Annotated in this window: 16 protein-coding genes; 9 read left to right on the top strand and 7 right to left on the bottom strand. The window is 72.2% G+C overall.

Translation table 11 applies throughout. From position 1 onward, the window contains the following. The first annotated feature begins 121 nt into the window (after positions 1–121). Positions 122–1,147, top strand: coding sequence for a LacI family DNA-binding transcriptional regulator (locus tag SERN_RS07040; protein WP_135849399.1), 1,026 nt, complete (start codon positions 122–124; stop codon positions 1,145–1,147). 19 nt (positions 1,148–1,166) lie between these two features. On the opposite strand, the gene SERN_RS07035 is transcribed toward SERN_RS07040, so the two are convergent. The 3 genes from SERN_RS07035 to SERN_RS07025 all read right to left on the bottom strand — a co-directional run bounded on the left by SERN_RS07035 (position 1,167) and on the right by SERN_RS07025 (position 3,669). Further along, positions 1,167–1,439, bottom strand: coding sequence for a hypothetical protein (locus SERN_RS07035; protein WP_135849398.1), 273 nt, complete (start codon positions 1,437–1,439; stop codon positions 1,167–1,169). Between the two features lie 122 nt (positions 1,440–1,561). Continuing rightward, positions 1,562–2,845, bottom strand: a complete 1,284-nt coding sequence (locus SERN_RS07030) for a DUF2254 domain-containing protein (protein ID WP_135849397.1) — start codon at positions 2,843–2,845, stop codon at positions 1,562–1,564. An 86-nt stretch (positions 2,846–2,931) separates the two neighbouring features. Next, positions 2,932–3,669: a hypothetical protein gene (locus SERN_RS07025; RefSeq protein WP_135849396.1), complete on the bottom strand. Its 738-nt coding sequence runs from the start codon at positions 3,667–3,669 to the stop codon at positions 2,932–2,934. Positions 3,670–3,776: 107 nt separating this feature from the next. Between SERN_RS07025 and SERN_RS07020 the strand changes: the two genes are divergently transcribed. Next, positions 3,777–4,259: a hypothetical protein gene (locus SERN_RS07020; RefSeq protein ID WP_135849395.1), complete on the top strand. Its 483-nt coding sequence runs from the start codon at positions 3,777–3,779 to the stop codon at positions 4,257–4,259. Here the strand turns inward: SERN_RS07020 and SERN_RS16040 are convergent. The 3 genes from SERN_RS16040 to SERN_RS15765 all read right to left on the bottom strand — a co-directional run bounded on the left by SERN_RS16040 (position 4,256) and on the right by SERN_RS15765 (position 9,942). Beyond that, on the bottom strand, positions 4,256–5,575 hold the full coding sequence (locus SERN_RS16040; protein ID WP_332888464.1) for a macro domain-containing protein: 1,320 nt from the start codon (positions 5,573–5,575) through the stop codon (positions 4,256–4,258). The genes SERN_RS07020 and SERN_RS16040 overlap by 4 nt on opposite strands. 219 nt (positions 5,576–5,794) lie before the next feature. Further along, on the bottom strand, positions 5,795–6,334 hold the full coding sequence (locus SERN_RS07010) for an NUDIX domain-containing protein (RefSeq protein ID WP_135849394.1): 540 nt from the start codon (positions 6,332–6,334) through the stop codon (positions 5,795–5,797). 119 nt (positions 6,335–6,453) lie between these two features. Beyond that, positions 6,454–9,942, bottom strand: a complete 3,489-nt coding sequence (locus SERN_RS15765; protein ID WP_158292595.1) for a glycoside hydrolase family 13 protein — start codon at positions 9,940–9,942, stop codon at positions 6,454–6,456. A gap of 372 nt (positions 9,943–10,314) precedes the next feature. Here SERN_RS15765 and SERN_RS06995 point away from each other — a divergent pair, with 372 nt between their 5' ends. The 7 genes from SERN_RS06995 to SERN_RS06965 all read left to right on the top strand — a co-directional run bounded on the left by SERN_RS06995 (position 10,315) and on the right by SERN_RS06965 (position 22,422). Then, positions 10,315–11,442 (top strand): acyltransferase, encoded by a 1,128-nt coding sequence (locus SERN_RS06995; protein ID WP_135849391.1) that lies wholly within the window; start codon positions 10,315–10,317, stop codon positions 11,440–11,442. 218 nt (positions 11,443–11,660) lie between these two features. Next, positions 11,661–12,725: a LacI family DNA-binding transcriptional regulator gene (locus SERN_RS06990; protein WP_135849390.1), complete on the top strand. Its 1,065-nt coding sequence runs from the start codon at positions 11,661–11,663 to the stop codon at positions 12,723–12,725. 156 nt (positions 12,726–12,881) lie between these two features. Then, a complete protein-coding gene (locus tag SERN_RS06985) occupies positions 12,882–14,153 on the top strand; it encodes a sugar ABC transporter substrate-binding protein (RefSeq protein ID WP_233251519.1) in 1,272 nt (423 codons plus the stop codon). A gap of 133 nt (positions 14,154–14,286) precedes the next feature. Beyond that, complete coding sequence (locus tag SERN_RS06980; protein ID WP_135849389.1) at positions 14,287–15,252, top strand: carbohydrate ABC transporter permease; 966 nt, start codon at positions 14,287–14,289, stop codon at positions 15,250–15,252. After that, positions 15,249–16,067: a carbohydrate ABC transporter permease gene (locus SERN_RS06975; protein WP_135849388.1), complete on the top strand. Its 819-nt coding sequence runs from the start codon at positions 15,249–15,251 to the stop codon at positions 16,065–16,067. The genes SERN_RS06980 and SERN_RS06975 overlap by 4 nt, the downstream gene beginning before the upstream one ends. 11 nt (positions 16,068–16,078) lie before the next feature. Beyond that, on the top strand, positions 16,079–18,040 hold the full coding sequence (locus tag SERN_RS06970) for a glycoside hydrolase family 127 protein (protein ID WP_135849387.1): 1,962 nt from the start codon (positions 16,079–16,081) through the stop codon (positions 18,038–18,040). Between the two features lie 131 nt (positions 18,041–18,171). Further along, the gene (locus SERN_RS06965) at positions 18,172–22,422 is read left to right on the top strand and encodes a LamG-like jellyroll fold domain-containing protein (RefSeq protein WP_135849386.1); all 4,251 of its coding nucleotides are present in this window, start codon (positions 18,172–18,174) and stop codon (positions 22,420–22,422) included. 76 nt (positions 22,423–22,498) lie between these two features. On the opposite strand, the gene pdxT is transcribed toward SERN_RS06965, so the two are convergent. Beyond that, on the bottom strand, positions 22,499–23,143 hold the full coding sequence (pdxT, locus tag SERN_RS06960) for a pyridoxal 5'-phosphate synthase glutaminase subunit PdxT (protein ID WP_135849385.1): 645 nt from the start codon (positions 23,141–23,143) through the stop codon (positions 22,499–22,501).

The raw sequence follows: 23,143 nt of genomic DNA, 5'->3' as shown, positions 1-23,143 counted from the left end.
GCTCACCGCCGGCCCCCTCCGATCGACGTCGACCGGACCTGCTGATTGAGGACTCTGGCACCGGTCCCACCGTCGTGTCAATCGTTATCGATAACGTTTTCGACACGTGTACCGTGAGCCCATGGCACGAAGGGTCACGATCACCGACGTCGCGCAGCAGGCGGGTGTGTCGGTGGCGACCGTCTCGAAGGTGATCAACGGTCGCGACGGCATCGCCGTGCGCACCGTGGCCCGCGTGCAGGAGGTCGTGCAGCGGCTCGGCTACGAGCAGAGCATCGTGGCGCGCAGCCTGCGCTCGCACCGCACCTACGTGATCGGCGTCCTCGTGGCCGAGTTCGAGCCGTTCAGCACCGAGATCCTCAAGGGTGCCGGCGCCGCCGTCGCGGGGACCGAGTACGCGCTTCTCGCCTACACCGGCGGGGCGGGCGGGCCGGGCTGGGAGCGGCGCTACCTCTCACGTCTGAGCGGCACGCTGATCGACGGCGCGGTGCTCGTCACCCCCACCGTCTCGCTCGCCGACGAGGACATCCCCGTCGCGGCCGTCGACCCCCACACCGGGCCGGCCGACCTGCCCACCGTCGACTCCGACAACCTCGGCGGGGCGCTGGTGGCCACGAGGCACCTGCTCGAGCTCGGTCACACCCGCATCGGGTTCCTCGCCGGCCGCCCGGACCTGGAGTCCTCGCGGCTGCGCGAGGCCGGGTACCGGCAGGCGCTGGCGGAGGCGGGTGTCGTCGTCGACCCCTCGCTCGTGCGCGTGGCCGAGTACCAGCGCGACGGCGCCGACGCCCCCACGCGCTCGATGCTCGCGCTGCCGGAGCCGCCCACGGCGATCTTCGCGGCCAACGACCTCTCGGCCATGGGCATCCTCGACACCGCGCGACGCCTCGGCGTGCGGGTTCCCGAGGACCTCTCCGTGGTCGGGTTCGACGACGTGCCCGAGGCCGGCGCGACGACGCCGCCGCTCACCACCGTGCGCCAGGAGATCCAGCAGATGGGGTCGACGGCGGTCGAGCTGCTGCTGGCCCGGTTGGCGGCGGGGAGCCGCGGCGGCGCGGACGCACCCGGGGAGCCCGAGCCCCCGACGCACGTCCGCCTCCCGACGACGCTCGTGGTCCGCGGGAGCACGGCCCCGCCGCCGCGCTGACCGCCGCAGGCCGGTCGCGCTAGTTCTTGGACCGCAGCGGGTAGTTGATGACGGAGAAGATGCCCGAGATGCCCTGGTAGGTGGTGTTCGCGCAGAGCCCGTAGGAGCCGGGGTAGGACTGCGCCTGGATGGCGAGCCAGTTCCGACAGTTCGCGAACGAGTCCCAGGGGCCGCCGACGGCGGTCCGGTAGCTGGTGGCGGCCGCGGCCGGTGCCGCGGTGGAGAGGCCGACACCCCCGAGGGTGGCGACGGCGATGAGGGCGGTGGCGATCCTGCGTCGTGTCGTGGTCATCCCTCGAGGCTGCCGCGGCCGTGCGACGGCGTCGATGGGCACCGCTCCCCGGTCGCGGGGAGCCGGTCGGAGGTCACGCAGGAAGCAGCCGACACGGCCGACCGCTCAGCACGGCCCACCGCTCAGGACGGCTCCGCGCGGGCGGCGCGGGCGGCGCGGGCCGCGCGCCGCACCTTGGCCACGTCCCGCTCGCTGGTCGTGGCCGCGACCGCACGCTCCTCGGCGTCGAGGGAGAGGTCGCGGAGCGCCTGCGCGTCCGGCCCCTGCGCCAGGCGCAGGAGCATCTCGATGACGTGCTGCAACCACACCATCACCTCCACCAGCGCGGCGCCGTCGCGTCCGATCGGCACGAACGCGTCGTCCAGCAGCTGGTCGAGCGTCACCACGGGCACGTGCACCCGGTCGTGCTCGACGGCGGCCGCCCGCATCTCGGCGTCGGTCGCCTCGCCGAGATAGCTCTCCAGCACCCGGTGCAGGCTCGCGAGCGCGTCGATCGCGCTGCCCGGATCGTTCGTGGCGGGCGACAGCGCCCGGCTGGCGACCTCCCCGAGGGCGACGACGCCGAGGCGCGGGTCCTGCTCGTAGGTGCGGTGGCGCTCGACGGCGAAGGCCGCCCGGACGGCGCGCGCGACGTCCTCGGATCCGTCGCCCGGCTCGTCGGTCACCACGTGGGCGATGACGCTCGCGGAACCGATCAGAGCGCCGGGAAGGGACCGGACGTGCACGCGGTGGCCCCCGTCCCCGGCCCACCTCTGCAGGCGTCCGACGTCGACGTGCGTGACGAAGCCCGCCGACCCGGCCGTCACGGCGACGGCGCCGGCCGGGACGGGCACCTCGGCGGCGCCACCGGAGCGGGGCTGACGCCGATACTGCGTCACGACGGCGCAGGCCCGCTCCTCGACGCGGTCGAGCACGTCGGAGTGACGGCCGAAGCGCACGAGGTGCGCGATCCAGCGCAGGAGCGTGACCACCACGACGACGATCACCACCAGCGTCCCGACGAACAGCACGATGCGCGCCGTCTCGTCGTAGTACTGCGTGGCGAGCGCGACGATGCCGACGATCGCGAAGGCGAAGGCACCCAGGAACGTGGCCAGCGCGGTCTGCGTCGTCCGGTCCTCGGCCAGCAGCGTGACCGCGCGCGGCGTGGTCGTGCCGGCCGCCCCGGTCAGCGAGGAGACCATCGCGGTGACCGAGAACGTCGTGACCGTGAGCATCGCGGTGGCGATGATCTGCAGGATCGTCGCGACGGCGTCCTGGCCGAGGTCGAGCGTCGCGGACGCGGGGGCGTACCGGCCGACCACCGGGGCGAGGAGCGCGAGCACCACACCGGCCAGCGTGAACAGGCCGGCCCTGACCCAGATGGCTCGAGAGAAGCGGACCACCCGGAGCAGCCATCCCGGCATCAGCAGCTCGCCGTCGGTGCCGAGGGGCGGGCGGGGGCCGGTCCGGGCGTTCGGTGCATGCGCCTACTCTGCCCGGTGCTGGCCGGTCAGCAGCCCTCGCTGTCGTAGGCGCACAGCCGCTCCCACGCGCCGGCGAGCAGCGCCGTGGTGTCGGCCCGCGACGTTCCGACCTGCGCCTCCCCGCCCTGGAACCCCGTGAGCGTGACGGCGGTGCCGCGGCGCGTCTCGGCGAGGTAGCTGCCCAGCGCGGTGTCGAGGTCGCCGCCGGCGGAGACGCCGTTGTAGTCCGTCGCGAGGCCGGTGCCCTGCGCGCCGATGTCGAGCGGCTCGACGGCGTAGATCGTCGGTGCCCCTTCGGACGGTGCGCAGCTGGCGAACGCCGCGACCAGGGCGTCGGCCCCGGCGACGGCGGCATCGGCGTCGAGGAACACCGCGACCTGGTGGACGCCGACGGGCTCCTCGGCCTCACCGCTCCCCTGCGTCACGGTCCACATGTCGACGGCGTCCGGCGTGACCTGCTCGCACGTCTCGGGCAGCAGCCAGGGCGCCACGCCCTGGGCCTCCTCGCGCGGCTGGTCCGGCGTGCCGAGGAGGTCGGCGGGCAGGAGGGTCTCCGGCAGGGCCTCGGTGGGGATGGCGGTGACCTCGCCGTCGTCCGTCCCCTCGGTCTCCGACTCCGTCGGCTGCGTCGCCGGCTCGGAGCTGGTGGACGTCTCGGGGGCGGGCTCGGAGCTGGCGGGCGGGGCGGTCTCACCCCCGGGCGAGCAGGCGGCGAGCGCGGTGACGAGCAGGGCGGCGGCGAGGGCGGCTCCGGTGCGTCTCATGCCCCAGCCTCACCGCACCTCGTCGCGCGGCGCAAGGGGCCGCGACCTCCGCCGTCGTGCCGCGCGGGTGGTCGAGGTGTCGCACGCGCCGCTGCGACAATCACCCGATGACCGACTCCCCCACCGCCGCCGACATCCTCGCCGACCTCGTCTCGGGCGACGCGAGCCGCGCGCTGAGCGGTTCGCACGCGGTGATCCGGGCCGAGCGCGCGACCGTCGAGGAGCTGGCGCCGCACGCCGTGCGGATCGACCGTGCGACCGACGACCTCGACTACGGCGGCGCGCTGCACTCGAACGCGAACCACGTCGTGCAGGCCGTCCGGGTGCTCCAGGCCGCCGCGGCGGGCGAGTGCGAGTGCACGACCTGGCACGGCTGGCTGTTCTACGAGCCCACGAAGCTGGTGGCGGCCGGCAAGGCGGAGATCCTCAGCACCTCGGAACCCGGGTGGAGCATGACGTACGAGTGCCGGTGCACCGCGTGCGGCGCGACCTACTCCGTCGAGCAGGGCGACTACCACTACACGTGGTGGCAGTGGAGCAAGCCGCCGAAGAAGAAGCGCGCCCGCCAGCGGTACCGCCTGAGCAGCTAGTCCGTCCCGCGGGCCCCGAGAGCGCGGGCGACGGCGTCGTACGCCTCGTCGGAGAACGCCACGATCCGCGCCAGGCGCACGCCGCTCGGCGTGCTCGCGAGGGTCTCGACGGCGGCGTCCGCCGCATCCTGCAGCGGCCAGCCGTAGATCCCGGCGCTGACGAGCGGGAACGCGACGGTGCCGGCCCGGAGCTCGTCGGCGACCTCGAGGCTGCGGCGGTAGCAGGAGACCAGGAGCGCACGGTCGCGCTGCCCGGCCGCGTGGTTCGGGCCGACCGTGTGGATCACGCGCGACGCCGGGAGGTCGCCCGCCGTCGTCCAGCCGGCGTCCCCGACGGCGAGGCCGCGCGGGAACCGGGCGAGGCAGTCGGCCAGGACGGCCGGGCCGCCGGCGCGGTGGATCGCGCCGTCGACTCCCCCGCCGCCGCGCATGCCCGAGTTCGCGGCGTTCACGACGGCGTCGACCTCCTGCCGGGTGATGTCGCCCCGGATCAGCTCGACCTCGGGCGGCAGGAGCGCCTCGATGACGACGCCGCCCATGTGGGCCTCGTCGATGCGGACGGGGCGGTCGTCGACCCGTGCGCGGTGGTCGGCGGTGGTGGTGTCGCAGGCGGTGCCGTCGTCGGTGTGGCGGGCGACGAAACCACCGCCGAGGTCGATGTTCTCGCCCCCGATCGGGCGGTCGTGGGCGCAGCGGATCCTGTCGCGGCAGTCGTCGCAGACGGCGCGGGGGTAGCGCGGGCCGCCGACGGCGGGGGTGCCGCACAGCGGGCACGGGTGCGCGCGGTGGTCGGTGCCGCGGACGAAGACCTGGTGGCGAGCGACGACGCGGAGGGCGTCGGCCTCGATCGGGGGCTGGTTGGAGGCGTTGGAGGCGTTGGACGCGGCCGAGGCGTACCGGCGCAGCAGGATGAGCAGGTAGTCGGCGCGGGCGCGCTCGTCGTCGCTCTCCAGCGGGCGCGGTTCCAGGTCACCGACGCTGCGAGCGCCGGAGACGAGGGCGGCGACGGCGGCCCGCGTCGTGGCGGGGAGCGTCGCGGGGTCGACGGTGCGGGTGAGTCGTTCGCTGCGCCGTCGGGCGACGCGCCAGAACGCCTCGACCGCCTCGCGCCGCCCCTCGTCCGTACCCGGGTCGACCGACCACGCGCGCCCGCCGGCGACCCCGCAGATCAGCATCACGTGGTCGTAGTGGAACGCGAACCCGCCGCTGGTGGCGTCGTCGTTGAACGCCTCGTGGGTCACCTCGCGGACGGTCGTCGGGTCGACCGCCTTCTCGACGGCGAGGGCGAACGTGGTGGCGCGGGTGACGTCGGGCATGCCTCCACTCTGCCTCGGCCGGGAACGGGCCGTCCCGTCGAGCGGCGCCTGCCGGTCGTCCGCCACCCCGTCCCGTCGGCCGGTGTCGCTGTCCCTTCGGACGGTCTGAGCGCGGGGCGCGCCGGACGGAGTGGCGTCATGCCGCCGACGCCGACGGCCGCGATCGACGTGAGACCGTCCGAAGGGACGGGCACACCGGCCGAAGGGACAGGCCCTCCGCTACAGAGCGCGGTAGCGCGCCGCCTCCGGGTCCCGCGACTCCCCGCCGAGGCGCCCGACGGCGGCGTCCACCGCCGGGATCTGCCCCGCCACGAGCAGCGTCCGGGCGATCTGGGTGCTGACCCAGCCGACCCTGTCCAGCTCCGGGAACGTCCGCACGACGCCGGAGCGGGGCGGCCACTCGACGTCGAACGTGTTGCAGGTGAACGCGTCCAGGTCCCACGGGGCCGCGGTTCCGCCGTCGGGCGTCGCGGGCTCGACACCCAGGAACACCCGCACGACCTTCCGGGACTGCCGGAACTCCCCCAGATCCACCAGCGGCGCCGCAACCGGCCAGACGTACCCGGTCTCCTCCGCGAGCTCGCGACGGGCGGCCGCCTCGGCCGGCTCGTCCGAGGCGTGCTCGCCCTTGGGGATCGACCAGGCGCCGGCGTCCTTGCGCGCCCAGAACGGACCGCCCATGTGGCCGATCAGGAGCAGCGGTCCGGCGACGGCGTCGGGCCGGGCCACGAGGAGCGCGGCGCTGCGGGCGGTGGGCACGGAACCAGTCCACCACCCCCTGACGAACCCCGACGAACGACGCCGCCCCCGGCGGGTCCGATGACCCGCCGGGGGCGGCGCTGTGGTGCAGGCGGTGCAGGTGCTGGAGGTGGGACCGGTCAGCTGACCGACGCCCCCACGTTCGAGAACCCGGCATCGTCGAACCGGTGCAGGAACGCGGCCATCGCGTCACGGTTGATCGGCGTGGTCGGGCGGTAGATCGCCGTCCCGTCGTTGCCGAGCCAGCCGGTCGCGATCTCCTCCGACACCAGCCACGTGACCTCGGAGTAGAACTGCGTCGCCGGGGTCATGTCCGTGAACGGCGAGGTCGTCGGAGCGGTGAACTCCGGCTCCTCGGCCATCCGGTACAGGAACGCCGCCATCGCGTCACGCCCGATCGGCTCGAGCGGACGGTAGGAGTACGTCCCGTCGCCGTTCGCCCAGCCGGTGGAGATCTCCTGATCCGCCAGCCAGGCGATCTCCTTGTAGAACTGGTTGCTCGTGCTCACGTCCGAGAACGGCGAGACCGTCGGCGCGGTGAACTCGGGCGAGTTCGCCTGGCGGTACAGGAACGCCGCCATCGCGTCACGGGCGATCGGGGTCACGGGGCGGAACTCGCGGCCCTCCTCGGTCTCCCAGCCGGTCGAGATCTCGTTGTCGAACAGCCACTGGATGTCCTCGAAGAACTGCGTGCCGAACGGGACGTCCACGAACGGCGCCGGCTGCGGCTCGGCGTCGCCCTGGCTGATGAGCGCGGTGCCGAACACGGCGGGCGCGCTGATCGTCAGGGTGGTGCCGCCCGCGGTCGTCTCCTCGCCCGTCAGGGCGTCGGCGAACGTCAGGCCTGCGAACTCCGCGGGGATGTCGACCGTGACCTCGCGGTCCTCGGTGCCGTTGTTGTAGGCGGTGACGGCCAGGACGCCGTCGTACTCACGCGCGAGGACGATGAGCTCCTCGTCCAGGTAGATCGGGGCGTCGATGCTGCCCCGGCGGAGCACGTCGTTGTCGTGACGCATCGCGATGAGCTCGGTGTAGTCGGCCAGGAGGGACTCGTCCGGGCTGCCGCCCTCGTCCGCCCAGGGGTAGGTGCGGCGGTTCTGGGGGTCCGCGCCGCCGGTGACGCCGACCTCGTCGCCGTAGTAGACCGCCGGGCTGCCCGGGAAGGTCATCTGGAAGAACACCGCCAGGCGCAGGCGCTGCTTGGCGATCTCGATCTCCTCCGGGGTGGACGAGTCGCTGGTGTAGCCGAACTCGTTCAGGGCGCGCACCTCGTCGTGTGTGGAGAGCAGGTTCATCAGCGCGTAGAAGGACTCCTCGGGGTAGGACTCCCGCATGAGCTCGATGTTCTGGTAGATCTCCTGCGCGTCCCCACCGGCGGCGTAGTCGATGACGGAGTTGCGGAAGATGTAGTTCATCGTGGTGTCGAAGGTGTCACCGAGGAAGAACTTCGAGGAGTCGAACCAGGTCTCCGCGATGGTCAGCGCCTCGGGGTCGTTGGCCTTGACGTTCGTGCGCCACTCGCGCCAGAAGTCGTCGCTCACCCACGGGGCCACGTCCATGCGCCACCCGGAGGCGCCGCGGTCCAGCCACGTGTCGGTGATGGAGTCGTCGTCGCGGAAGGAGAGGTCCTTCCAGGCGTCGGACTCGGCGAGCTCCGGCATGGAGTCGCCGCCCCAGCCCTGGTAGGTGTTGCCCTCGAACTCGTACAGGTCCGCCCACGGGGAGTCGGGCTGCACGGTGCCGCCCTCGAACGCGCCGAGGTCGTCGTAGCGCTCGTAGCGGTCGAAGTAGCGGCTGTCGCTGCCGCTGTGGTTGAAGGAGGCGTCCATGATCACGCGGATGCCGCGCTTCTCTGCCTCCTGCGTGAGGAGCTCGTAGTCCTCGTTGGTGCCGAAGGCGTTGTCGATCTGGTCGTAGTCGGCCGTGTCGTACTTGTGGTTAGAGCCGGCCTCGAGGACGGGCGTCATGTAGAGGATCGTGGCGCCGAGCTCCTCCATGTAGTCGAGCTTCTCGGTGACGCCGGCGAGGTCGCCACCGAAGAAGTCGTTGTTCCAGGTGTTGTCGAAGCCGTCGCCGCTGCCCGGGATGGAGGGGCGGTCGTTCCAGTTCTCGTGGAGCTCGACGGGGCCGCCGAGGTAGGTGTCCTCGGCGCTGGGGTTGTTCGTGCTGTCGCCGTCGCGGAACCGCTCGGGGAAGACGTAGTAGTAGACGCCGTCCTTGGCCCACTCGGGAACGCTGAAGCTCGCGTCGTAGACGGTCTGGCGGTAGCGGCGGATCTGGTCGGGCGTGCTCGGCGCGAAGCCGATCTCGCCCTGGCCGAAGGTGCCGCGCTCGGTCGTCCAGTACACCGCGCTGTCGTTGTTCTGGTAGACGTAGTCGCGCCCGGCGATCTCGAGCTCGAAGTAGTACCCGTACACGCTGATCGGGTCGAACGTGTGGGTGGCGCTCCAGCGGTCGGTGCCGTCACCGGCGTCGGAGCGGACCATCGGGGTGCGCACGGTGTCGACGTAGTCGAGCACGTCGGCGTTGCCCTCGAAGACGCGGTCCTCGACCACGAGCGTCGCGCTCGTGACCCCGGGCAGGGCCTCGAGCGAGAAGTCGACGGCGGAGCCCGCCGTCACGGCGCCGAACGGTGCCTTGTCGGCCTCGTCGCGCGAGTCGAAGGAGACGCTGCGGGCGATCGGGTTCGTCACCACGACCGGGACGCCCGGGTTCACGAAGGAGCGCGCGCCGATCGTGAGGCGCGGCGCGCCGCCGTCGCCCGCGAAGTCGAGCTTCGCGGTGTGCTCACCGGTGAAGTCGAAGGTGAGGTCCGCGGTCTGGGGGTTCTGCGCGGCGGAGGTCAGGGCGACGGGCTCGTCCGGCTGGACGACGACGGCGCCGCTCCCCGAGCCGAAGACGCTCGAGGCGGAGGCGGGGTCGCCGACCTTGAAGGAGTGCGTGCCCTCGACGTCGAGGTTCTGGAAGTAGGCGTTGCACGCCCAGAGGAACGGCGCGCTGGAGGCCTGGCCCCCGAGGTCACCGATGACGTTCACCTCGGCGGCACCGAGCGGGCTCGCGGAGCAGGTGTCGAACCGCAGCGTCGGGGCGGTGGCCGACTCGGAGACGTCGAGCGTGGCCAGGTGCTGGCCCGTGAACTCGAAGTTGAGGTTGCTGCCCGCGGCGGCGAGCGTGAAGGGCGTCCCGGCGACGGGCTGGCCGGCGCCGGCGGGGCGGCCGAAGTCGGTGTCGCCGCTCCAGCTGCCGTCGGCGACCTTGAAGTCCAGGCTGCCGGTGGCCTCGAAGAGGAGCTCGAAGCGGTCGCAGTTGTAGACGAAGCGGTAGGAGGGCGAGGTGCCCCAGCCGTTCATCGCGCCGCGCAGGAAGATGTCCCGGGTCCCGTACGGGTTGGGGATGCACTCGTCCGCGGCGGTCGGGGCGACCTCCTCCGCGGCGCGGGCCAGGGCGTCGGGCTCGACGGCGGCCTGGGTGGCGTCGGCCTGGCTGGTGGTGGCGTCGGGCGTACCCGGCGCTGCCGTCGCGGCGGCGGTCATCACTGACACCCCGGTCGCGGCGAGGGTCAGGGCGAGCAGCGCCCCGACCCCACGTCTGTGTCCTGCACGTCTCATCGGTTCTCCTTCGGGCGACGACGGAAGTCGCGCACCCGGGCACCCCAGGATCGTTCGTGGGGAGGTTCGGGTGGGCGGTAAGCAAGCGGCAATGCTTGCGCAAGCGTTTTCACCTTACGCGTGAAGAGTGCGCAAAAACAAGGCCGGGAGCGGGGCGGCGTCGCAGCGGATCCGAGCCGTAGCCTCGCGCGTCTCCGCAACCGCGGAACGACGGCAAACCGAAACCCGTTGCAACTTCTTGCAACGACCGGGCTCCACCGCCTCGCCCGCCCGGCCCACCTCGATCCCGACGCCGGGCCGCGACCCGCCGGGTCCGAGCCTCCAGCCACGTCCGATGGGCACCGTCGACCGCCGTCGACCTAGGCTCGTGACGTGACGACGACGCGCCCTCCGACGCCGCCTCGCCCGGCGTCGGAGACGCCGCCGTCGACGCCGGGCCGCGACACGTTCTGGGACGCCGTCCGCGGGATCTGCATCCTCGCCGTCGTGTGGACGCACACGCGGGTCGGCATCCCTTACGACGGCGGCCCGTACGCCTGGAACGTCGACTACTGGCTGATCCAGCGCCAGCTGATCAACTTCGCCGTCGCGGTGTTCGTGTTCCTGGCCGGCTACTTCGTCTCCGCGTCCAAGGTCACGGGACGGGCCGGTCCCTGGCTGCGGTCGCGCGCCGTGCGGCTCGGTGTCCCGTTCCTGGTCTGGTCGGTGGGCTACACCCTGCTGATGGCGTGGATCGACGGCGACCGGGCCCTCGGCCACCTCGTGCGAGACGTCGCGCTCGGCGCCTCGGCCAAGCACCTGTACTTCATCGTCGCGCTGCTGCAGCTCGTGGCGCTCACGCCGCTCCTGCTGCGGGTGCTCGAGACGCGGTGGCGGTGGCTGCCGTGGGCCGTGACGCCCGCCTACCTGGTGGTGCTGTACGCCCAGACGCTGCCCGACGGCGTCCCGCCACCCTTCGCCAACACCTGGTTCGCCGCATGGTTCGTCTTCTACTGGGCCGGGCTGTGGGCGCGGCGGTACGGCACGCCGCCCGCTCTCGGCGTGCGGGGGGCGGTCCTCGCGACGGCGGTGGCCGTGGTCGCGAGCGTGGTCGAGGCCTACGTCCTCGTTGCCGCGGGGGTCGACGTCGGATTCGCCGCCGGCCAGCTCACCGTCACCTCGACGCTGACCTCGCTCGCGGTGATCGCACTGCTGCTGGCACTGCACGAGCGGCGGCGGTCGCGCGCGTCTCTCGCCGCGCCGGGCAACGACGACGGCGATCGCTGGCTCGGCCTCGACCGCCTCGGCCGCGACTCCTACGGCATCTTCTACGTCCACCTGCTGTGGTTCGTGCTCGCGTGGCAGGTGCTGGGGCTGCCGCCCGCGGACGGGGAGTTCGCGGTGCTGCCGGTGCTGCAGGTGGGCGAGCTCGTGGTGGCGGTGGCGCTCAGCCTCGCGGTGATCGCCGTCGTGCGGCGCGTGATCGGGCGCCGCGCGGCGTCCCGCCTGCTCGGCTTCTGACACGCCCGGCACCCGACGGGTCCGCCCACGACTGAGGGGAGCCGTCCGCCCAGGTGCCCGACCAACTGTCGAACCGATTCGAATGCCGTACCTCACACGCATCGACGTTCGTAGCGGAACTCCGCCATTCGTGAACGCTCTCATCGACTCTCCGCGGGGGCTTGCATCCCCGACGCCGACGCGTTACTTTCGAACCGGTTCGCAAGGAGGCACACCACATGGCCATCACCATCGGCGACGTCGCCAGGGTTGCCGGGGTATCCCGGAGCACGGCGTCGTACGCACTGTCCGGCAAGCGCACGATCTCGGAGTCCGTCCGCACACGCGTCCTGCGTGCCGTGGACGAGCTGGGCTACACGCCGAACGCGGGTGCCCGCGCGCTGGCCACCTCGCAGACGCGGGTCATCGGCCTGCTGGCGCAGTTCCTGCCGGACGAGTTCGCGCCGGCGATGATGCAGTACATCCTCGGGGTCTCCAACACCGCCAGAGAGCTCGGCTACGACATCCTGCTGGTGACGGAGGCCGACGGGACCAACGCCCTGTCGCGCCTGACCGACTCGGGCATGGTCGACGGCGTCGTGCTCCTGAACGTGGCGGAGGACGACGACCGCCTCCCCATCCTGCGCGACTGCGGCAAGCCGGGATCGCTCGTCGGCCTCCCCGCCGACGTCGACGGCGTCGACGTGTTCGACCTCGACTTCGAGGAGGCCGGCCGCGTGATGGTCGAGCACCTCGTCAACCTCGGGCACCGCGAGCTGATCCTGATCTCGCAGCCCGAGCACGTGGTGGAGCGCGGCGGGGCCTACGTGTGGCGCCTGCAGAACGCCGCGGTGGAGGCGGCCGCCTTCGCCGGGATCGAGATCCACACGTACTTCGGTGCAGCCGGTCAGCCCCAGATCGCGCAGCAGCTCGGCGAGATCCTGGACGCCCACCCGATGGCCACGGGACTCCTCCTCAACAACGAGGCCGTGGCGGCCGCACTTCCCTCCACGCTCCACGCCCGCCACCTCGAGGCGCCCCGCGACTACTCGGTCATCGGGCGCTACTCCAGCGAGTTCGCGCGGACCTTCTCGCTGCCGTTCTCGCACGTCGAGAGCGCACCCGACCTGCTCGGGCGGATGGCGGTGCGTCAGCTGGTCCGCCGGATCGAGGGGCGCACGCGCCCGGGCGAGCCGCACGTCGTGCGATTCGTCGCACCCGATCTCGTCGATCTCGGCAGCACCGGCGCCCCGCCGCCGTCGCTCGTCGCGCCGTCGTCCCCGGAGGGTCTCGACACCCCCTGACCCTCTCCCGGCCGATCGGTCACCCCCTCGGTCGTCGCCCCGCACCCCACAGCACCACGTCAGACCCGCGAACCCTCTCGGGTCTCCCACCCGCACCCGCATCCAGCAGACCCCACCACCCACCGACACCCGTCGGACCTGTTCAAGGAGGAACACATGAGGCACATGAACCCCCACCGCCGCAGCCGCTCGGCCGCCGCGGCAGTCGCGTGCGCAGCACTGGTCGTCGTGGCCGCCTGCTCCGGAGGCGGCGACGACTCCGCCGACCCGACGAGCGGGGGCGGCTCGAGCGACTCCTACACCTGGTGGGACCCGTACCCCCAGCACGAGGCCGGCTCGGACTGGGACCAGCGCGTCCAGGCGTGCGGGACCGAGGCGGGCGTCACCATCAACCGCACGGCCTACGACACGACGGCGCTGACCAACCAGGCCCTGCTCTCCGCCCAGGAGGGGACCTCGCCGGACGTCATCCTCATCGACAACCCGGCCGTCTCCACCCTCGCGGAGACCGGGATGCTGACCACCGTGGACGAGTTCGGTCTCGACACGGGCGACATCGACCCCAACCTCCTGGCCGCGGGCGAGCTCGACGGCGACGCGTACGGCATCCCGATCGGCGCCAACACCCTCGCCCTGTACTACAACGCCGACATCCTCGCGGCGGCCGGCGTCGACCCCGCCTCGATCACCGACTGGGCGTCCCTGACCACCGCGCTCGAGCAGGTCGACGCCGCCGGATCGCGCGGCATCACGTTCGCCGGCATCGGCACCGAGGAGGGCTCCTTCCAGTTCCTGCCCTGGTTCTGGGGTGCGGGGGCCGACCTGAGCCAGCTCGACTCCCCCGAGGCGATCGAGGCGCTGCAGCTCTGGGTCGACTGGATCGACGCCGGGTACGCGCCGCAGTCCGTCATCAACAACTCCCAGAACACCGTCTGGGAGGAGTTCCTCACGGGTGAGTTCGCGTTCGCCGAGAACGGCACGTGGCAGGTCAACAGCGCGGCCGAGGCCGACTTCGAGACCGGTGTCATCGCCCTCCCGGCGCGCGACGGCGGGAACGCCCCCGCCCCGACCGGCGGCGAGTTTATCGTGGCCCCCGTGCAGGACGACGAGGCCCGCTACGACGTCACGCGCCAGATCGTCGAGTGCATGACGACGCCCGAGGGCTTCGTGGAGACGGCGACGACGTTCGCCTACTACGTGCCGCCCACCGAGGAGGGTCAGGACCAGCTCCTGACCGAGCTGCCGGAGCTGGAGACCTGGGTCGACGCCGTCCGCACCGCCCAGGGGCGCACGAGCAACGGGCTGGGCGTGGCCTACCCCGAGATCTCCGAGCAGCTGTGGACCGCCGTCCAGAGCGCGATCTCCGGCGCCTCGACGCCCCAGGAGGCCCTCGAGGCCGCCCAGGCCGCGGCGCCCGCCATCGACTGACCGGCCCGACGGGCCCGACCGGCCCGACCACCCGACCGGCCTGACCAGGCTGGTCGGCACCCGACCACCGATCGACCGTCGGCGCCACCCGCTCCCCCGGGTGGCGCCGGCCCCCGGGTCGTCTGGAGAGACCATGACCACCACCCAGCCCACGGCGAGCGCACTGTCGCCGCTGCGCGGTGCCGCACCCCCGCCCGGCCCCCGCCGGCGCCCGCGGGTCAGCGCCACGCAGTGGACCGCGCTCGGCTTCGCCGCACCGCTCCTGGCGTACCTCGGGTTCTTCTACGCCTACCCCCTGTGGCGCAACATCGACCTGAGCGTCCACGACTACAACGTGCGGGCCTTCGTCCAGGGCGACGCCGACTTCGTCGGGTTCGCCAACTACGCCGACGTCTTCGCCTCGCCCATCTTCGTCACGGCGCTGACGAACACCGTGATCTTCACGCTCGTCTCGATCGCCGTGCAGTACACGGTCGGCCTGGCGCTGGCGGTCTTCTTCCGCGGCAGCTTCCGGCTCTCGAACACGCTGCGGGCGATGTTCCTCGTGCCGTGGCTGCTGCCGCTGATCGTCTCGGCCTCGACCTGGTCGTGGATGATGAACAGCGACAACGGGCTGATCAACTCCGTCCTGCGCGCGTTCGGCGGCGACGGCATTAACTGGCTCACGTCCCCCGACTACTCCCTGACCGCCGTGATCATCGCCAACATCTGGCTCGGGATCCCGTTCAACCTGGTCATCCTGTACGCCGGGCTGCAGAACATCCCCGGCGACATCTACGAGGCGGCCTCGCTCGACGGCGCGGGGCCGGCGCGCACCTTCGCGAGCATCACGCTCCCGCTGCTGCGGCCGGTGTCGGCCATCACGCTGCTCCTCGGGCTGATCTACACGCTCAAGGTCGTCGACGTCATCTGGATCATGACGACCGGCGGACCGGCGAACTCCTCGGTCACGCTCGCCGTCTGGTCCTACCGCGAGGCCTTCGGCACGGGGCGCCCCGACTTCTCCCCCGCGGCCGCCGTCGGCAACCTGCTGATCGTCATCGCGCTCGTCTTCGGCTTCCTCCACCTGCGGTTCCAGCGACGACAGGACGAGTCATGACCGCCAAGCGACCCTGGTGGAAGACCGTCCTCGGACTCGTCTTCACCGCCCTCATGCTGTTCCCCGTCTACTGGATGGTGAACGTCTCGCTGACGCAGACGAGCGACCTGCGCCGCAACCCCCCAAACCTCTTCCCGGTGAACCTCACCCTGGACGGCTACGAGGCGGTGCTCCAGCAGCAGCTGCCCGCCCTCGGGACGTCGCTGATGATCGGCTTCGGCTGCGTCGTGCTGACGGTGCTCATCGCGGCGCCGGCCGGGTACTCCCTCGGCCTGCTGCGGCTGCGCGGGCGCACCACGCTGACGTTCCTGCTGCTCGTGGCGCAGATGATCCCCGCCGTCGTGATGGCCATGGGGTTCTACGCGATCTACGTGCGGCTCGGGCTGCTCAACACCATCCCCGGCCTGATCGTCGCCAACTCCACGATCGCGGTGCCGTTCGCCGTCCTGCTCTACACCGCCTTCATGGCGGGACTCCCCCGCGAGATGCTGCAGGCCGCCAGGGTCGACGGCGCCGGCGCGTGGCGGGCCTTCACGGCCATCGTGCTCCCGCTGAGCCGCAACTCCACGATCACCGTGGCGCTCTTCGCCTTCCTGTGGGCCTGGTCGGACTTCATCTTCGCCTCGACGCTGAACCGCAACGGCGACCTCATCCCGATCACCCTCGGCATCTTCAACTACATCGGCAACAACACGACCCAGTGGAACGCGATCATGGCCACCGCCGTGGTGGCCTCCGTTCCCGCCGCCGTCCTCCTGATCCTCGCGCAGCGCTACGTCGCCGCCGGTGTCACGGCCGGCGCCGTCAAGGATTGAGACGAGCCTTCATGACCTCCGCCTCCACCACCTCCACCGCGCCCCGGACCGGGGCCGCGGCACGGCCGGTCGACCCACCGGGGCCGCGCCGCGGCCTCGGGGTCGGCGAGTACACCCTGGCCGGCGGCTTCTGGGGCCGCCGCCAGCAGGTCAACGCCGCGGCCTCGATCGAGCACTGCCACGCGTGGATGGAGCGCCTGGGCTGGCTCGCGAACTTCGACGCCGTCGCGCACGCCACGACCTCCGACCGCACGCCGCGCGGCTGGCAGTTCGCCGACTCCGAGGTCTACAAGCTGCTCGAGGCGATCGCCTGGCAGCTCGGCCACGCCCCGACCCCCGAGCTCGAGGAGCGCTACGACGACCTCGTCACGCGGGTGATCGCCGCGCAGGACGAGGACGGCTACCTCAACACGCGGTTCGGGCACGTCGGGCAGCTGCCGCGCTACGGCGACCTGGAGCAGGGCCACGAGCTCTACTGCACGGGTCATCTGCTGCAGGCCGCGGTCGCCCGGGTGCGCACGCGCGGTGAGGACGCGCTGGTCGGGGCCGCGCGACGGGCCGCCGACCAGGTCTGCGAGGAGTTCGGACCGCAGGGGCGGGCCGGGCTGTGCGGCCACCCCGAGATCGAGACGGCCCTGGCGGAGCTCGGGCGGGCGCTCGGCGAGCCGCGCTACGTCGACCAGGCCGCGCTGTTCGTGGAGCGGCGGGGGCACGGGACGCTGCGCCCGATCCCGCTGCTGAGCCCCGCCTACTTCCAGGACGACGTCCCGGTGCGCGAGGCCGGGACGTGGTCCGGCCACGCCGTGCGGGCGCTCTACCTCGCCGCCGGCGCGGTCGACGTCGCCGCCGAGCGGGGGGACGGCGACCTGCTGGACGCGGTCGCGCGCCAGTGGGACGCCGTCGTCGGCCGCCGCACCTACCTGACCGGCGGGATGGGTTCGCGCCACCAGGACGAGGGCTTCGGCGAGGACTTCGAGCTGCCCGCCGACCGCGCCTACTGCGAGACCTGCGCCGGCGTCGGCGCCGTCATGGTGTCCTGGCGGCTCTACCTGCAGACCGGCGACGTCCGCTACGCGGAGCTGATCGAGCGGGTGCTGTTCAACGTCGTCGCCGTCTCACCGCGCTCGGACGGGCGGGCGTTCTTCTACTCCAACCCCCTGCACCAGCGCACGGCCGGCTCCGACGTCGAGGCCGACGCCGAGAACCCGCGCGCCGAGGGCGGGGTGCGGGCGCCGTGGTTCGACGTCTCCTGCTGCCCCACCAACGTGGCCCGCACGCTCGCCTCCTGGCAGACCTACGCCGTCGGCCTCGAACCCGACGGCGTGACGCTGCTGCAGTACGCGGCGGGAGAGATCGACGTCGATCTCGAGCAGGGCGTGCTCCGGCTGCGGGTCGAGACCGACTACCCCGACGCGCCCACGATCACCGTCACGGTCCTGGAGGCACCGCCGGCGGCGGGGGCGCTGCGCCTCCGGGTGCCGCAGTGGTGCGGGACCGCCACGCTCGGGCGCGACGGCACGGCGACGCACCGCGTCGAACCCGGGCTGGCCGTGGCGCTGGAGACGATGGCCGCGGGGGCGACGGTCACGCTCACGCTGCCCCTCGACCCGCGCCTGACCTGGCCGGACCCGCGGATCGACGCCGTGCGCGGCACCGTCGCGGTCGAGGTCGGACCCCTCGTGCACTGCCTGGAGTCGGTGGAGCTGCCGCCGCACCTCGACCTGGACCGGGTCCAGGTCGACGCCGTCGCGGGGGTCCGTCGCGGCGCGGACGGCGGCGACGTCGAGGTCCGCCTGACCCAGCCCGACCGCCGCGACGAGAGCGGCGACGGGCCGGCGATGCCGTACCTGTCGTCGTCGCCCCGGTCGGCCTCCGGCCCGGCCGACTGGATCCGCCTCACCCCCTACCACCAGTGGGCCGAACGGGGACCCACCGCGATGCGCGTCTTCCTCCCCGTCCGACCGTCCACCTGACCCCGCCACGACGACGGCGGGACCACCCCCGCGAGGAGAGGAGCACGGCAGTGCCGCCGACGAGGTGGCTGCTCGAACAAGGACGTCCGAGCGCACGCGGACCGCGTGTGTCGACCGAAAGGCCAGAAATCATGACCGGATCACGCCCCAGGCGTGGCGCCCGCACCACCTCGTTCACCCTCGCCTCAGCGCTCGCGCTGACCGGGGTGGCCGGGATGGCCGGGGCAGCCCACGCGGCACCCGTGCCGGAGGCGCCGCCCCAGGCGCACCTGCACTACTCGATGGACGACATCGACGGCTCCACCGTCCCCGACAGCTCCGGCAACGACCTCGACGGCACGATCTCCGGGTCGACGTCGGTGGTCGCGTCCGACGACGGCCAGGCGCTCCGCCTCCCCGGCGGCGCCGACGGCGGCTACGTCACCGTCCCGCGGGGCGCCCTGGAGGGCGCCACCGACCTCACCGTCTCCACCCGCGTGAGCTGGGACGGCGACGGCGGGAGCTGGCAGTGGCTGTACGGGCTCGGCAGCGACACCACGCGCTACCTGTTCACGACCCCCTCCTCCGGCAGCAGCCAGCTGCGCACCTCGGTCACCACCGGCGGTGGCGGCGGGGAGGCCCAGGTCACGGGATCGGCCGCGCTCCCCGGCGAGCGCTGGGTGACGCTGACGACGACGCTGGACACCTCGGCCGACGAGGTCGTCACCTACCTTGACGGCGTCGAGGTCTCCTCCGCGAGCACGGCGATCGGCGCCGGCGAGCTCCTGACCCAGACGGCCACGAGCGCCGGCTACCTGGGCCGGTCGTTCTACAACGACCCGCGCTTCAAGGGCTCGCTCGACGACGTCCAGATCTTCCACGAGGCGCTCGATGCCGAGCAGGTGGCCGCGCTCGTCGGCGGCGAGCTGCCCACGCTGGTCGCCCTGGCCGACACCTCCCCCGAGGTCCGCACCGCCATCGGTACCCCGCCGACCCTCCCCAGCCACCTGCCGGGTGAGTTCACCGACGGGTACAACCGCGACGTCCCCGTCACGTGGGAGGCCGTCGACCCGGCGCTCCTGGAGGAGTCGGGCACCTTCACGGTCGACGGCGACGCGTCCGGCACGCCGGTGACCGCCGAGGTCACCGTGCACCGGGGCGAGCTCAGGGTCGACCTCGGCACCGACACCGGCGAGTTCGTCGGCGGCGCCTCCGGCCTGCTGTACGGCCTGTACGCCGACGGCATGCCGACGGACAACCTCATCGAGGGCATGGGCGTGCGCAGCATCGCGACCAAGGCCCAGGACGGTGCGCAGCACCCCGGTTCGGACGGCCTCGAGGTCCTCGAGCAGCTGTCGCAGAGCACCGGCGGCGACGTCTACATGCGCATCGTGGACTACTACCGCGGGTTCCCGTACGAGTGGCCGGGCACCACCCCCGAGGAGCGCTACGACGACTTCAAGGAGACCCTGGAGGAGCAGCTCGACCTCATCGCCACCGTGCCGGCCGAGCAGCTCGAGAACCTGGTCATCGAGCCCTTCAACGAGCCCGAGGGCAACACCCACGGCACCGGGCCGTGGAGCTACGACGGCACCAGCTGGCTCGACGACCCCACGGACTACTTCCAGCACTGGGACGAGACCTACCGCACGATCAAGGCGCGCTACCCGGACATGCGCATCGCCGGCCCCGGGACCAGCGTCCTGTACAGCCAGGTCGAGGGCTTCCTCGAGCACGCGGTCGCCTCGGACACCGTGCCGGACATCATCACGTGGCACGAGCTGTCCGACCCGCAGCAGATCCGCACCTCCGTCGAGCGCTTCCGCGGCTGGGAGGCCGGCGTCTTCGAGGGCACCGACCGGGAGGGCACCGAGCTGCCCATCAACATCAACGAGTACGCGTTCAACTACCACACCTCCGTCCCCGGCCAGATGATCCAGTGGATCTCCGCGATCGAGGACACCAAGGTCGACGCGATGATCGCGTTCTGGAACCTCAACGGCAACCTGTCCGACTCCGCCGTGCAGAGCAACCGTGGCAACGGGCAGTGGTGGCTCTACAACGCCTACTCCCAGATGAGCGGGCACACCGTCGAGGTCACCCCGCCGTCGCCCGGTGAGAACTACTCGCTGCAGGGCCTGGCGACGCTGGACCCCGAGAACGCCCTCGCGAAGGTCATCCTCGGTGGCGCGGAGGGCACGGCCCCGGTCGACGTCGTCAACATCCCCGAGGACGTGTTCGGCTCGCAGGTCCGCGCGACCGTGCGGGAGATCCCGTGGACCGGCCAGCTCGGCGACTCCGCCCAGCCCCGGCACCTCGGCGAGTTCACCGCCGACGTCACCGACGGCACGGTCACGCTCGACTTCGGGGGCGCCCAGCTCCCGGAGCTGACGGAGTCCTCGGCCTACGAGATCGTCCTGACCCCGGCCGGTGTCGGCGAGACCACCGCCGCCGACCCCCTGGAGTGGGAGGCGAGCTACGAGGCCGAGGACGCGCGCGGCGCCGGCGCGGGCTACCAGGTCAACGGCCCCGAGGGCAGCGAGACGAACGTCTCGGGCTACTTCACGTCCGGTGGCTTAAACGTCGGCGGGCTGCGGACCGACTCCGACGTCACGCTCGACTTCGACGTCGAGGTGCCCGCCGACGGCACCTACGACCTGTCGGTCTTCTCCAGCTCGCTCAACACCTTCGCCCGCGTGGCGGAGCAGGGTCCGACGAACATCTTCGTGAGCGTCGACGGCGCGCAGGAGCGGGAGATCCACCTGCCCCTGAGCTACAAGTGGGTCGTGTGGGACTCCACGTCCACCGCGGTCGACCTGACCGCCGGCACCCACACCATCCGGCTGGCCGCCCGCAGTCTGGACGGCGAGAACGCCACCGTGGGTGACGCGATCGTCGACCGGATCACGCTGGAGCTCGCGTCCGAGAACGCCGAGAACGTCGTGTACGAGGCCGAGCACGCCTCGCTCGACGGGGGTCAGGCGCAGTACGACCTCCCGACCGGCGCGTCTGCCGACGACGTCTCCGGTGCCGGCACCGTGCGCCTGGACGCCGAGGACTCGGCGACGTTCTGGGTCTACGGCGCCGAGAACGCCGAGGCGACGCTGACCGCGCAGCTCCACGGCGAGGGTCAGGGTCAGCTCTGGGTCAACGGCCGCGAGGTCCTCGACCTCGCGCAGGCCCAGGAGGTCGCCGCGCACCTCGACGGCGGCGTGAACAAGATCGTGGTGACGGGCACGGGCAGCGGCCTCACGCTGGACCGGCTCGTGGTCTCCCCCGGTCGCGACGCCATCGGCGTGACGCAGTACCAGGCCGAGGACGCGCGCGTCGGCGGGAGCGCCGCCGTCGTGGACCTGTCGCTCGCCGAGGGTGGCAAGGCCGTCAGCGGCATCGGTGGCGAGCAGGGCAACGGCAACACCCTGACGTTCGACGTCGAGGCGACGCAGGACGGCACCCACGCGGTCGTGTTCCGCTTCTCCAACCCCGAGCAGGTGCCCGCCACGCACTACAACCCCAACCCCATGGGGCGGCACGCGGACATCCGGGTCAACGACGGCGAGATCCAGCGCGAGATGTTCGTGCCGACGTTCCACCGCAACAACTTCTGGGAGCGGACCGTCGTGCTCGACCTGGAGGAGGGCGCGAACACCATCACGATCTCGGCCCAGGAGCTGCCGAACTGGAACGGTGAGACGTTCGCGTCCGACACGTGGCCGCTCGGGTTCAACCTCCGCGCGGTCGAGGCGCCGATCATCGACCGCATCTCGGTGTCGCCGCTGCGGGCGGACACCGGCCCGGTCGAACCGCAGCCTCGGGCGTTCGTCGACGTGCCCGCGGGGACGCAGTTCGAGCGGGAGATCACCTGGCTGGCCGAGAACGAGATCTCGACCGGGTGGGACCGCGGTGACGGGACGTTCGAGTTCCGCCCCGTGACCCCGATCGCGCGCGACGCGATGGCGGCGTTCCTGTTCCGCCTCGCGGGCGACGACGACTACCGGGCCCCGACCGTGTCGCCGTTCTCGGACGTGGACACGAGCAACCAGTTCTACAAGGAGATCGCTTGGTTGGCCGAGGAGGGCATCTCGACCGGGTGGGACAACGGTGACGGGACGGTCTCGTTCCGACCGCTCGAGCCGATCGGCCGTGACGCGATGGCGGCGTTCCTGTACCGGATGGCGGAGTCCCCGTCGTTCACGGTTCCGTCGGTGTCGCCGTTCACGGACGTGGCTCCGAGCAACCAGTTCTACAAGGAGATCACCTGGCTGGTCTCCGAGGAGATCGCCACCGGATGGCTCGGGAACGACGGGACGGCGATCTACCGCCCCGTGAACCCGATCAACCGTGACGCGATGGCGGCGTTCCTGTACCGCTACGTCGAGGCCGGGTTCGCCTCGGTCGACTAGCAGGCACGAGCTCCACCGGAGACGGCGCTGCCCCCGACCCGCATCCCGCGGGTCGGGGGCAGCGCTGCGTCGCCCGTCAGCTCAGGCTGTTCAGCAGGAGCCGGTGCACGAACGGCTCGGAGGTGGTCTCCGGGTGGAACGCGGTCGCGATGAGCGAGCCCTGGCGGACGGCCACGATCCGCTCGACGGCCTCGCCGTGGTCGCCGCCGTCGTCGACCGCGACGGTCGCCAGCACCTCGACCCCGTCACCGACGCTCTCGGCCCACGGCGCGCGGATGAAGACGGCCCGGAGCGGGCGGTCCGCGTCGTCACTGTCCACGTCGGGAAGAAGCCCGGGGGCCGCGAGGCTCATCTCGAAGGAGTCGACCTGCCGCCCGAAGGCGTTGCGGCGCACGACCATGTCGATGCCGCCGACGCCGCGCTGGCCGGGGGCGGCGTCGAGGATCTCGTCGGCCAGCAGGATCATGCCGGCGCACGTGCCCAGGGTCGGGAGCCCGGCGCGGAGCGCGTCCTGCAGCGGTTCGACGAGGTCGAACGCGCGCAGCAGCTTCTCGATGGTGGTCGACTCGCCCCCGGGCAGGACGAGCGCGTCGACCCGGGCCAGCTCCTCGGGGCGCCGGACCCGCACGGTCCTGGCCCCGAGGTGCTCGAGCATCCGGACGTGCTCGGCGACGTCGCCCTGCAGCGAGAGCACGCCGACCGTGGGCGCCGCCGTCGTCAC

The organism is Serinibacter arcticus, assembly GCF_004786095.1.
GTDB lineage: Bacteria > Actinomycetota > Actinomycetes > Actinomycetales > Beutenbergiaceae > Litorihabitans > Litorihabitans arcticus.
This window is presented reverse-complemented; position numbering and strand designations above follow the sequence as displayed.

Coding starts and splice junctions, on each gene's coding strand:
- SERN_RS06990 (WP_135849390.1), top strand. CDS start 11,661: ATGGCCATCACCATCGGCGACGTCGCCAGGGTTGCCGGGGTATCCCGG.
- SERN_RS07040 (WP_135849399.1), top strand. CDS start 122: ATGGCACGAAGGGTCACGATCACCGACGTCGCGCAGCAGGCGGGTGTG.
- SERN_RS06970 (WP_135849387.1), top strand. CDS start 16,079: ATGACCTCCGCCTCCACCACCTCCACCGCGCCCCGGACCGGGGCCGCG.
- SERN_RS15765 (WP_158292595.1), bottom strand. CDS start 9,942: ATGAGACGTGCAGGACACAGACGTGGGGTCGGGGCGCTGCTCGCCCTG.
- SERN_RS16040 (WP_332888464.1), bottom strand. CDS start 5,575: ATGCCCGACGTCACCCGCGCCACCACGTTCGCCCTCGCCGTCGAGAAG.
- SERN_RS06985 (WP_233251519.1), top strand. CDS start 12,882: ATGAGGCACATGAACCCCCACCGCCGCAGCCGCTCGGCCGCCGCGGCA.
- SERN_RS06975 (WP_135849388.1), top strand. CDS start 15,249: ATGACCGCCAAGCGACCCTGGTGGAAGACCGTCCTCGGACTCGTCTTC.
- SERN_RS07035 (WP_135849398.1), bottom strand. CDS start 1,439: ATGACCACGACACGACGCAGGATCGCCACCGCCCTCATCGCCGTCGCC.
- SERN_RS07025 (WP_135849396.1), bottom strand. CDS start 3,669: ATGAGACGCACCGGAGCCGCCCTCGCCGCCGCCCTGCTCGTCACCGCG.
- SERN_RS06980 (WP_135849389.1), top strand. CDS start 14,287: ATGACCACCACCCAGCCCACGGCGAGCGCACTGTCGCCGCTGCGCGGT.
- SERN_RS06965 (WP_135849386.1), top strand. CDS start 18,172: ATGACCGGATCACGCCCCAGGCGTGGCGCCCGCACCACCTCGTTCACC.
- SERN_RS07020 (WP_135849395.1), top strand. CDS start 3,777: ATGACCGACTCCCCCACCGCCGCCGACATCCTCGCCGACCTCGTCTCG.
- SERN_RS07030 (WP_135849397.1), bottom strand. CDS start 2,845: ATGCCGGGATGGCTGCTCCGGGTGGTCCGCTTCTCTCGAGCCATCTGG.